Origin of the sequence: Actinoplanes octamycinicus, assembly GCF_014205225.1 — a bacterium.
In the GTDB taxonomy this organism is placed as follows: domain Bacteria; phylum Actinomycetota; class Actinomycetes; order Mycobacteriales; family Micromonosporaceae; genus Actinoplanes; species Actinoplanes octamycinicus.
On record NZ_JACHNB010000001.1, the window covers coordinates 121,021 to 132,158 of the forward strand.

Consider the following 11,138-nt stretch of genomic DNA (forward strand, 5'->3'; position numbering starts at 1 on the left):
CACCACCGACACCACCGCGCTGACGCTTACCGCCCCCGACACCAGACCGCCCGACCACCACGCCACCACCACCCAAACCACCGCGCTGCTACTCCCGCCCGCGACACCAGACCGCCTCCTCCACCACCGGACCGCCAACCCAGGAGACCGCCAACCCACCGGACCGCCCACACCCGGACCGGCCAGACCGCGACCGCACGCCCAGACCCCGGGTGGCACCGGACGGTGTGCCGGGGGCTGGCCGGCGCCGCGACGGCCCCCAGTTCGGCGTGGCGGGTGCCGGGCCGGTTGGGCGTGGCGGGTGCCGGGACGGCCGGCTGGGCGTGGCGGGTGCCGGGACGGCCAGTCGGACGTGGCGGGCGCCGGGACGGCCAGTCGGACGTGGCGGGCGCCGGGACGGCCAGTCGGACGTGGCGGGCGCCGGGACGGCCAGTCGGACGTGGCGGGCGCCGGGACGGCCAGTCGGGCGTGGCGGGCGCCGGGACGGCCAGTCGGGCGTGGCGGGTGCCGGGACGGGATGGTGGGGTTGATCTCCGGGACCACCCACGGACCGTGAAGAGGGCGGCGATTGCTTTGGACGCGCAGCGGCCAGATCGCCGGGCTCGGCCCGCGCGGGAGCATGCGATCCGTACCCCGGCGGACCTGCGCATCAAAAGAATTTGATCTTGATGGTGGGAATTGACGGGTGCGGATGCCGACGGCGATCAGGGTGGCGTGGTCCGGAGGATGCGGCCAGGTGAGGCTCGTCCGACGGCGGCGACCGCGGGGATCGGCGGCCAACTCGGGTGAGGCAGACTGCAGGCGTGCGGAAGATCTACGTGATTGGGATCGGGGCGGGTGACCCGGACCATCTGACCCTGCAGGCGGCCAAGGCGATCGGGCGGACCGATGTGTTCTTTCTGCTGGACAAGGGCGAGGCCAAGCAGAGTCTGATCGATCTGCGGGAGCGGCTGATCCGTGGGTATTCGCACCCGCGCAAGCGGATCGTCGAGGGGCGGGACCCTGATCGGGATCGGACACCGGCGGATTACACCGGGACGATCGCGGACTGGCGGACGCGGCGGTCGCAGGTGATCGAGGAGCTGATCGCCGAGCATCTGAAGGACGACGAGATCGGGTCGATCCTGGTGTGGGGCGACCCGTCGCTGTACGACTCGACGATCGCGATCCTCGAGGAGATCCTCGGGCGGGGGGCGGTGACCTTCGAGTTCGAGGTGATTCCGGGGATCAGCAGCGTGTCCGCGCTCGCCGCCAAGCACAGGATCGGGCTGAACCGGGTGGGGCAGCCGTTCCAGGTGACCACCGGGCGGCGGCTGGCCGAGGGCTGGCCGGAGGGCGTCGACGACGTGGTGGTGATGCTGGACGCGCAGCAGGCGTTCACCGGGCATCCGGACGCGGAGATCTACTGGGGCGCCTACGTGAGCACCGAGGACGAGATCCTCGCCGCCGGGCGGGTCGCCGACGTCGCGGACGACATCGTGGCGACCCGCACCGAGGCGCGCGAGCGGCACGGCTGGATCATGGACACCTATCTGCTGCGGCGGCGGCCGCACTAGTCCCGCCGCCACAGGCACGGCCGGAGGTACAGGCACGGCCGGTCGTCACAGGCTCGGCCGGCTGGCGCAGGCACGGCCGGGCGTCAGAGGCACGGCCGGGCGTCAGAGGCACGGCCGGCTGGCGCAGGCACGGCTGGGCGTCACAGGCTCGGCCGGCGGGCGCATGCGGCAGTCCGTCACAGGCGCGGCCGGCTGGCGCAGGCACGGCAGGCCGTCACGGGCACGGCCGGCCGGAGCGAACCGGCCGCCGGAGCGAACCGGCCCGCTGGCGCAGACCGACCGGCCGGCGCTGGCCGCGCGGGGCGGTCAGTTCAGCAGCTCGATCGCGATCGACTCGTCCGGGTTCATGATCGAGTCGATCGCGATGATGCGGCCGCCGGCCACCGTGAAGCTGAGCGCGATCCGCAAGCCCTGCTCGGTGCGGACGAACGCACCAGCCGCGCCGTCGATGAGCGCCGGCATCGCGGCCTGGGCGCGCCCGGAGAAGAACCGCGCCGCCTCGTCCGCGCCGCGCAGCCCGACCCGCCCGTCGCCGCCGCGCATCACCACGTCCGGGTCGAGCAGCGCGAGCAGGCCGGCGAAGTCACCACCGCGGGCGGCGGCCAGGAACGCGTCGACGATCTGCCGTTGCCGTGCCGCGTCCGCCGCGCCGGCCGGGGAGCCGCCCTGCACCCGGCGCCGGGCCCGGCTGGCCAGCTGTCGGGCGGCGGCCGGGCTGCGCCCGACCACCGTGGCGATCTCCTCGAAGGAGACCGCGAACAGGTCGTGGAGCACGAACGCGAGGCGTTCGGCCGGGGTGAGCGTTTCCAGGACGACGGTGAGCGCCGCCCCCACCGAATCGGCCAGCATCGCCTCCCGTTCCGGGTCCTCGGCGCTGGGCAGCTCGGTGACCGGCGGCTCCTCCCGGCGGGACGCCCGGGACCGGAGCATGTCCAGGCAGACCCGGCTGAGCACGGTGGTCAGCCAGGCCGGCAGGTTGTCGACCGCGTCGCCGCCGGTCCGGCTCAACCGCAGCCAGGTCTCCTGCACGGCGTCCTCGGCCTCGGCGCCGGAGCCGAGCATCCGGTAGGCCACCGCCCGCAGCCGCCCCCGGTTCGCCTCGAACTCGGCGGCCAGCAGCTCATCACCCATTTTTCGGTCCCCCTGTCACATCTGCACGACGCGGCGCGTCACAGGTCCGACGAAGCAAGTCCCACCGATGTGACAGGAGCGAATCATGGAACCGCGCCTCAAGAAGACCGCCCCGCAGCCGGACGTGACCAAAGCGGTGAACCTGCTCTACAAGTCGGCTTTCTCGGCCGGGGTGCCGAAGACCGTGCTGGAGCTGGTGCACCTGCGGGCCAGCCAGATCAACGGGTGCGCGCCGTGCGCCGACTCGGGCGCGCGGAGCATGCGGCAGGCCGGCGAGACCGACGACCGGCTGTTCGCGGTGCCGGTGTGGCGGGAGACGCCGTATTTCACCGAGCCGGAGCGGGCCGCGCTGGCGCTGTCGGAATACGCCACGAGGCTCGCCGACCGGCCCGACCCCGTCCCGGACGCGATCTGGGACGAGGCCGCGAAGCACTTCACCGACGAGCAGCTGGGGGCGATCGTGCTGTGGATCGCCACCAGCAACTTCTTCAACCGGATCAACGTGACCACCCGGCAGCAGGCCCCGCAGGTGTGGGGTTGAGCCCGGTGGATCAGGCGTCTTCGAGGTCGCCCTCGGTCTCGAGGTAGAGCTGCTGGAGCGCGGCCAGCGTGTCCGGCGACGGCGAGTCCCAGAGCTTGCGGTCGGCCGCCTCCAGCAGGCGCTCGGTGATGCCGTGCAGCGCCCACGGGTTCGACTTGCGCATGAACTCCTGGTTCTCGGCGTCGAGGGCGTAGGTCGTGGCGAGCTGCTCGTACATCCAGTCGGTGACCACGCCGGCGGTCGCGTCGTACCCGAAGAGGTAGTCGACGGTGGCGGCCAGCTCGAAAGCGCCCTTGTAACCGTGCCGCCGCATGGCGGCGATCCAGCGCGGGTTCACCACCCGGGCGCGGAAGATCCGCGCGGTCTCCTCGGTCAGGCTGCGGGTCCGCGTCGCGTCCGGGTTGGTGGAATCGCCGATGTACGCCGCCGGCGCCCGCCCGGTCAGCGCCCGCACCGTGGCGATCATGCCGCCGTGGTACTGGAAGTAGTCGTCGGAGTCGGCGATGTCGTGCTCGCGGGTGTCGATGTTCTTCGCGGCGACGTCGATGCGACGGTACGCGTTCTCCATGTCGCCCCGGGCCGGGACGCCGTCCAGATCCCGCCCGTAGGCGAACCCGCCCCACACCGCGTAGACCTCGGCGAGGTCGGCGTCGTCCCGCCAGTTCCGGCTGTCGATCAGGGGCAGGATGCCGGCGCCGTAGGCACCCGGGCGGGACCCGAAGATCCGGGTGGTGGCCCGCCGCCAGTCGCCGTGCTCGCCCTGGTCGCGCAGGGCGTGCTCGCGCACGTAGTTGTCCGGCTCGTCCAGCTCGGCGACCAGCTGGACGGCGTCGTCGAGCATCGCCACGACGTGCGGGAACGCGTCCCGGAAGAAGCCCGAGATGCGGATCGTGACGTCGATCCGCGGGCGGCCCAGCTCTTCCCGGGCGATCGGCTCCAGGCCGGTGACCCGCCGGGAGGCCGGGTCCCAGATCGGGCGGACTCCGATCAGCGCCAGCACCTCGGCGATGTCGTCGCCGGCGGTGCGCATGGCGCTGGTGCCCCAGGCGGAGAGGCCGACCGATTTCGGCCAGTCGCCGTAGTCGGCGCGGTAGCGAGCGAGCAGCGAGTCGGCCATCGCCTGGCCGGTCTCCCAGGCGAGCGCGCTGGGGATGGCCTTCGGGTCGACCGAGTAGAAGTTGCGGCCGGTGGGCAGCACGTTGATCAGGCCGCGGAGCGGGGAGCCGCTGGGGCCGGCCGGGACGTAACCGCCGTCGAGGGCGTGCAGGACGTTGGTCAGCTCGTCGGTGGTGCGGGCGAGCCTCGGGACGACTTCTTGGGCGGCGAACCGAAGAACCTTCCGGACGTCGTCATTGTCCGAGATCTCGGACACGTCGGTCGGCCAGCCGGCCTCTTCCATCTTGGTGATCAGCGCCCGCGCCTGCTCCTCGATCGCGTCGGTCTCCGCGGTCGTGGCTTGGTCGGCGAGGCCCAGCGCCTCCCGCAGGCCGGGCAGCGCGGCGACCTGGCCGGCCCACATCTGCCGGGCGCGGAGCATGGCCAGCACCAGGTTGATCCGGGCCTCGCCGGTCGGCGCGGCGCCGAGCACGTGCAGGCCGTCCCGGATCTGCACGTCCTTGACCTCACACAGCCATCCGTCGATGTGCATGATGAAGTCGTCGAACGCCTCGTCGTCCGGGCGATGCTCCTGGCCCAGGTCGTGGTCCATCTTGGCGGCCTGGATCAGGGTCCAGATCTGCGCCCGGATGGCCGGCAGCTTGGCCGGGTCGAGCGCGGCGATGTTCGCGTGCTCGTCGAGCAGCTGCTCCAGGCGGGCGATGTCGCCGTACGACTCGGCGCGCGCCATCGGCGGGATCAGGTGGTCGACCAGCGTGGCGTGCGCCCGGCGCTTGGCCTGGGTGCCCTCCCCCGGGTCGTTGACCAGGAACGGGTAGATCAGCGGCAGGTCACCGAGCGCCGCGTCGGTGCCGTCGGAGGCGGACATGCCCACGTTCTTGCCGGGGAGCCACTCCAGGTTGCCGTGCTTGCCGACGTGCACCACCGCGTGCGCGCCGAACTCGTCGGCCAGCCAGCGGTAGGCGGCCAGGTAGTGGTGGCTCGGCGGCAGGTCGGGATCGTGGTAGATGGCGACCGGGTTGGCCCCGAAGCCACGCGGGGGCTGCACCATCACCACGATGTTCTCGTCGCGGAGGGCGGCGAGGACGATGTCACCGTTGTCGACATACAGCTCGCCGGGCGGCGGGCCCCAATGCTGCTCGACGCTCTCCCGGAAGTCCTCGGGGAGGGTGTCGAACCACGATTGGTACCGGGATGCCGGAATCCGCACCGGGTTACCGGACAGCTGCTCCTCGGTGAGCCAGTCCGGGTCCTGTCCACCGGCCGCGATCAGGGTGTGGATCAGGCCGTCGCCGTCGTAGGAGCGGAAGTCGCCGACCTGGTAACCCCTCTCGGCCAGCGCCGCGAGCAGCGCGACCGTCGACGCCGGGGTGTCCAGGCCGACCGCGTTGCCGATCCGCGAGTGCTTGGTCGGATAGGCGGAGAGCATCAGCGCGATCTTGCGCTCAGCCGGCGGGATGTGCCGCAGCCGGGCGTGCGCGACCGCGATCCCGGCCACCCGGGAGGCCCGCTCCGGGTCGGCCACGTAGACCGACAGGCCGTCCGGGTCGATCTCCTTGAACGAGAACGGCACCGTGATGATCCGGCCGTCGAACTCCGGGATCGCCACCTGGGTCGCCGCGTCCAGCGGGGTCAGGCCGTCGTCGCTGGCCTCCCAGGCAGCCCGCGAGCTGGTCAGGCAGAGTCCCTGCAGGATCGGCACGTCCAGGTCGGCCAGCACGCCGACGTCCCACGCCTCGTCGTCGCCGCCGGCGCTCGCCGTGGCCGGGCGGGTGCCGCCGGCCGCCAGCACCGTCACCACCAGGGCATCCGCTGTGCGCAGCTCGGCGAGCAGCTCGGGCGGGGCGGTGCGGAGCGAGGCCGTGAAGATCGGCAGCGGCCGGGCGCCTTTCGCCTCGATCGCCTGGCAGAGCGCCTCGACGAAGGCGGTGTTGCCGGCCATGTGGTGGGCGCGGTAATAGAGCACCGCGACGGTCGGCACCCGCTCCTGCGCGGCGGCCTCCGGCCGGGGAAGGATGCCCCACTGCGGGCTCTCGACGGCCGGCGCGAAGCCGTTGCCGGTCAGCAGCACGGTGTCGGAGAGGAAGTCGTGCAGCGCCGCGAGATTGTCCCGGCCGCCCTGCGCCAGGTAGCGGTGCGCGTCGGCGGCGATGCCGGCCGGGACCGTGGAGAGTTTCATCAGGTCGGCGTCCGGCGCCATCTCGCCGCCCAGCACCACCACCGGGACGTCCCCGGCGAGCAGCGTGTCGAGGCCCTCCTCCCAGGCCCGGCGGCCGCCGAGGATCCGGACCACGACCAGCTGCACCCCGTCGAGCAGGGCGGGCAGGTCGGCGACCCCGGTGCGGGCCGGGTTGCCCAGCCGCCAGGCCGAGCCGCTGGCCCGGGCGCTGAGCAGGTCCGTGTCGGACGTCGACAGCAGCAGAAACACGCGTGCGCTCCCCTCGGGGTCCGCGCCCCGGGTAGTAGAGATCAACGGCGACCGGAGTTCCTGGCTCCCGGGCTTGAGCCTCGGCCGGCTCAGGGCCCGGTGACAGTGGCGGGACCGCGCCGGACTCGCACCGGCTTCCTCCGCGGCGTCGCCGCTCGATTCGGTTGTTCGCTACACGCTAGCGGACGCCCGGACGCGCCCGGCCTGTGACGCCGCTGACGATTCCGCCGCCCGCCCGGCGGGGGTGTGACGCCGCTGACGAAGTTGTGATGCTGCCGACCCGAGGCTGCGGTCCTGTCGGCGGCCGCCCGTAGTATCCGGGCCGTGACAGCCCACCGACAGTCCGACACCGACGCCTGCCCCGGCGCGCTGCGGTTGCATGCCGCCGCCGACGGGCTGCTGGCGCGTGTCCGGCTGCCCGGGGGCCTGCTGACCGGCGCCCAGCTGGGCTCGCTCGGCGAGCTGGCCGAGCAGTTCGGCGACGGTCGCCTGGAGCTGACCTCCCGGGCCAACCTGCAGCTCAGGGCCCTCCAGGAGGGTGACACGGCACGGTTGGCCGACCGCTTGCGCGCCGCCGGGCTGCTGCCGTCCCCGACCCACGACGCGGTACGGAACATCGCCGCCCCACCGCTGGCCGCCGCGCGCCTGCGGGCGCTGGTCGAGGAGCTGGACGCCGCGATCCGGGCCGATCCGGAGCTGGCCGGGCTGCCGGGCAAGTTCCTGTTCGCGATCGGTCAGGTGCCGCTCGCGGCGGATGTCGCGGCGATCCCGGACGGGCCGCGCTTCGGGCTCCGGTTCGGCGGCCACGACACCGGGCTGCGGGTCGACGCCGGCCGGGTCACCGAGGCGCTGATCGTGAGCGCGCACGCGTTCCTCGCCGAGCGCGAGGCGCAGCGCGGTGGCCGGGCGGCCGCCTGGCGGTTGCGGGAGCTGGCCGACGGGCCGGCCCGGGTCTCGGCCCGGGCCGCGGCGGCGCTCCGGCTCACGCCGGTGAGCGTGCCGGTGGCGACGCCGGCCGAGGTCGTGGACCCGGGCGCGCTGGTCGGCGTGGTGACCGACAACGATCAGGCAGCAGCCGGCGCGTTGGTGCCGCTGGGACGACTGGAGAGCGCGCAGATCCGGGTCCTGGCCGAGGCGGAGCGGCTGGTCGTCACCCCGTGGCGGGGTGTGCTGGTGCCGGGCCTCACCGGGTCCGCGGCGGCGGCCTGGATCGAGCGCCTGGCCGCGGCCGGGCTGGTGGTGACCCCGACGTCCCGGTGGACCGGGGTGACCGCCTGCGCGGGCCGGCCGGGGTGTGCGCGGTCGCTGGGCGACGTGCGGGCCGACGCCGAGGCGGCGAGCCGGTTCGTGGAGGGGCTGCCGGCGCACTGGGTGGGCTGCGCGCGGGCCTGCGGGAGCCCGGCGGGCGACCACGTGCGGATCGAGGCGACCGGGGAGGGTTACGCGGTGACCCGCCGCTCCGGCGACGGCCGGCCGGCCGGGGAGGCGGTGCCGCACGGCGAGGCCGGCCCGGGCGTTGCGCCGGCCGGCGATCCGGGGCCTCGGCGGGACGAGGCGGCCGGTCCGCGCTCGGCGAAACGGCGGGACGAGGCGGCCGGTCCGCGCCCGGCGAAACGGCGGGACGAGGACGGCCCGAGTTCGGCGAGACAGCGCGACGAGGCGGACGATCCGGGCGCGGTGCGCGGGCCGGGCAGGGCGGGGACATTCCCGGTGGACGTGCTGGGGGACGTGGTGGCGGGGGCGAGGAGAGCCTGATGGATTACATAACGGACGGCGCGGAGATCTATCGGCGGTCGTTCGCCACCATCCGGGCCGAGGCGGACCTGGACGGGCTGCCGGCCGAGGTGGCCCGGGTGGTGGTCCGGATGATCCACGCCTGCGGGATGGTGGATCTGGTGCGGGATGTCCGGTTCAGCCCCGGGGTGGCGATCGCCGCGCGGAAGGCATTGCTGGACGGGGCGCCGATCCTCTGTGACGCCGAGATGGTGGCGTCCGGGGTGACCCGCTCGCGGCTGCCCGCGGGCAACGAGGTGGTGTGCACGTTGCGCGACCCACGCGTACCGGAGATCGCCGCCCGCATCGGGAACACCCGCAGCGCCGCGGCCCTCGATCTCTGGGGTGACCGCCTCGGCGGCGCGGTGGTGGCCGTCGGCAACGCGCCGACGGCGCTGTTCCGGCTGCTGGAGATGGTCGCGGCGGGCGCGCCGCGACCGGCCGCGGTGCTCGGCATCCCGGTCGGTTTCATCGGGGCGGCGGAGTCGAAGGAGGCGCTGGCCGAGTCCGGCCTGGAGTATCTGATCGTGCAAGGCCGGCGGGGCGGCAGCGCGATGACGGCGGCCGCGGTCAACGCGCTGGCCTCGGAGGCGGAATGAGCAACGGCGCGCTCGGGACCGGCTTGGCGGTAGGCATAGCGGGGCGAGGCGCGAGGAGTGGCGTCGCGCTGTAGAGCGGCTTGGCGATAGCACGGCAGGGCGCGACGAGCGGCTTGGCGGGCACGGTGGGGCCGACGAGCGGCTTGGCGGGCACGGTGGGGCGCGAAGAGCGGCTTGGCGGTAGGCACGGTGGGGCGGGGCGCGACGAGCGGCGCGGCCTCGGGGACGAATCGGGACGATGACGGACGGCACGGCGGCGGGGCGATGACCGGCGGCGGCGCGGGAGTGGAACGGGACATGACGAACGACGTGGTTCGCGGGCGGCTCTACGGGGTGGGGCTCGGGCCCGGTGACCCGGAGCTGGTGACGGTCAAGGCGGCGCGGCTGATCGCGGCGGCCGACGTGGTGGCCTACCACGCGGCGCGGCACGGGCGCAGCAACGCGCGGGCGATCGCGGCCGGCTACCTGCGGGACGGGCAGATCGAGGAGGCGCTGATCTACCCGGTGACCACCGGGACCACCGATCACCCGGGTGGGTACCAGGGCGCCATCGACGAGTTCTACGAGCAGGCCGCGGCCCGGCTCGCCGCGCACCTGGACGCCGGCCGGGACGTGGTGGTGCTGGCCGAGGGCGATCCGTTCTTCTACGGGTCCTACATGCACATGCACAAGCGGCTCGCGCACCGCTACGAGACGGCCGTGGTGCCCGGGGTGACCTCGGTGAGCGCGGCGTCGGCGGTGCTCGGGCGGCCGCTGATGGAGCGGGACGAGGTGCTCACCGTGCTGCCCGGCACCCTGCCGCCGGACGAGCTGGCCCGCCGGCTCGCCGCGACCGATTCGGCCGCGGTGATGAAGCTGGGGCGGACCTTCGACGGGGTGCGGACCGCGCTGGAGCAGGCCGGACGGCTCGGCGACGCGTTCTACGTGGAGCGCGCGACGATGGCCGCGGAGCGGGTCGGCCGGCTGGCCGAGGTGGATCCGGCGACCGTGCCGTATTTCTCGCTAGCCCTGCTGCCGAGCCCGGCCGCGACCGTCTTCATGACCGATTCCGGGACGAGCGCCACGCCGGACGCCGAGCCCGAGCCCGGCTCCCGGGCCGGTTCCGGGACCGGGTCCCCGGCCGGTTCCGAAACCGGGTCCCAGGCCGGTTCCGAGACCCGGTCCGAGGCCGAGGCCGAGGCCGAGGCCGAGGCCGGGACGGTGACCGTGGTCGGGCTCGGGCCGGGCGCGGCCGAGTGGCTCACCCCGGAGGCGCGGGCCGCGCTGGCCGAGGCCGACGACGTGGTGGGCTACACCACCTACGTCGACCGGGTGCCGGTCGACCCGCGGCAGCGGCGGCACGCCTCGGACAACAAGGTCGAGGCGGAGCGGGCCGCGTTCGCGCTGGACCTGGCGAAACGGGGGCGCCGCGTGGTGGTGGTCTCGTCCGGCGACCCGGGGGTGTTCGCGATGGCCGCCGCGGTCCTGGAGGTCGCCGAGGATCCGCAGTGGAAGGACGTGCCGGTGCGGATCGTGCCCGGCCTGACCGCCGCCCAGGCGGTCGCCTCCCGGGCCGGCGCGCCGCTCGGCCACGACTTCTGCGTGCTGTCCCTCTCCGACCGGCTCAAGCCGTGGCCGGTGATCGAGAACCGGCTGGCCGGGGCGGCCGCCGCCGACCTGGTCATCGCGATCTACAACCCGGCCTCGCAGACCCGCAAGCAGCAGCTGGTCCGGGCCCGGGAGCTGCTGCTGGAGCACCGCGCGCCGAGCACCCCGGTGGTGGTCGGCCGGGACGTCGGCGGCCCGCAGGAGACGGTCCGGGTCACCACGCTGGGCGAGCTGGACCCGTCCACCGTCGACATGCGCTGCCTGCTGATCGTCGGCTCGTCCCAGACCAAGGCGGTGACCAGGGCAAACGGCGAGACGATGGTCTATACCCCACGGCACTACCCGGCCGCGTGACGTCCGCATGGCGGTGGCTGACCATCGGCCACCGCCGGGGAAATGAATCCCCG

General features: G+C 74.0%; 7 protein-coding genes and 1 riboswitch. Of the genes, 5 read left to right on the top strand and 2 right to left on the bottom strand.

The annotated features are described in order from the left end of the window. The first annotated feature begins 803 nt into the window (after positions 1-803). Complete coding sequence (gene cobF / locus BJY16_RS00505; protein ID WP_185037168.1) at positions 804-1,556, top strand: precorrin-6A synthase (deacetylating); 753 nt, start codon at positions 804-806, stop codon at positions 1,554-1,556. 306 nt (positions 1,557-1,862) lie between these two features. Here the strand turns inward: cobF and BJY16_RS00510 are convergent, their stop codons facing one another. Continuing rightward, positions 1,863-2,687, bottom strand: coding sequence for a sigma-70 family RNA polymerase sigma factor (locus BJY16_RS00510; protein ID WP_185037169.1), 825 nt, complete (start codon positions 2,685-2,687; stop codon positions 1,863-1,865). 85 nt (positions 2,688-2,772) lie between these two features. Between BJY16_RS00510 and BJY16_RS00515 the strand changes: the two genes are divergently transcribed. After that, the gene (locus BJY16_RS00515; RefSeq protein WP_185037170.1) at positions 2,773-3,228 is read left to right on the top strand and encodes a carboxymuconolactone decarboxylase family protein; all 456 of its coding nucleotides are present in this window, start codon (positions 2,773-2,775) and stop codon (positions 3,226-3,228) included. 10 nt (positions 3,229-3,238) lie between these two features. Here the strand turns inward: BJY16_RS00515 and cobN are convergent, their stop codons facing one another. Continuing rightward, entirely contained in the window at positions 3,239-6,772 is a 3,534-nt protein-coding gene (gene cobN, locus BJY16_RS00520) for a cobaltochelatase subunit CobN (protein ID WP_185037171.1), read from the bottom strand. A gap of 54 nt (positions 6,773-6,826) precedes the next feature. Further along, positions 6,827-6,913: riboswitch (cobalamin riboswitch) on the bottom strand. Positions 6,914-7,096: 183 nt separating this feature from the next. On the opposite strand from cobN, the gene BJY16_RS00525 reads away from it, so the two are divergent. The 3 genes from BJY16_RS00525 to BJY16_RS00535 all read left to right on the top strand — a co-directional run bounded on the left by BJY16_RS00525 (position 7,097) and on the right by BJY16_RS00535 (position 11,085). Further along, positions 7,097-8,527: a ferredoxin-like domain-containing protein gene (locus BJY16_RS00525; RefSeq protein WP_185037172.1), complete on the top strand. Its 1,431-nt coding sequence runs from the start codon at positions 7,097-7,099 to the stop codon at positions 8,525-8,527. Beyond that, positions 8,527-9,144 (top strand): precorrin-8X methylmutase, encoded by a 618-nt coding sequence (locus BJY16_RS00530; RefSeq protein WP_185037173.1) that lies wholly within the window; start codon positions 8,527-8,529, stop codon positions 9,142-9,144. Before BJY16_RS00525 ends, BJY16_RS00530 begins: the two co-directional genes overlap by 1 nt. A gap of 297 nt (positions 9,145-9,441) precedes the next feature. Then, on the top strand, positions 9,442-11,085 hold the full coding sequence (locus tag BJY16_RS00535) for a precorrin-2 C(20)-methyltransferase (protein ID WP_185037174.1): 1,644 nt from the start codon (positions 9,442-9,444) through the stop codon (positions 11,083-11,085). Positions 11,086-11,138: the final 53 nt, after the last annotated feature.

What these genes read in the sequence shown, in the direction of transcription:
- BJY16_RS00515 (WP_185037170.1), top strand. Translation starts at nt 2,773, where the DNA reads ATGGAACCGCGCCTCAAGAAGACCGCCCCGCAGCCGGACGTGACCAAA.
- BJY16_RS00510 (WP_185037169.1), bottom strand. Translation starts at nt 2,687, where the DNA reads ATGGGTGATGAGCTGCTGGCCGCCGAGTTCGAGGCGAACCGGGGGCGG.
- BJY16_RS00535 (WP_185037174.1), top strand. Translation starts at nt 9,442, where the DNA reads ATGACGAACGACGTGGTTCGCGGGCGGCTCTACGGGGTGGGGCTCGGG.
- BJY16_RS00530 (WP_185037173.1), top strand. Translation starts at nt 8,527, where the DNA reads ATGGATTACATAACGGACGGCGCGGAGATCTATCGGCGGTCGTTCGCC.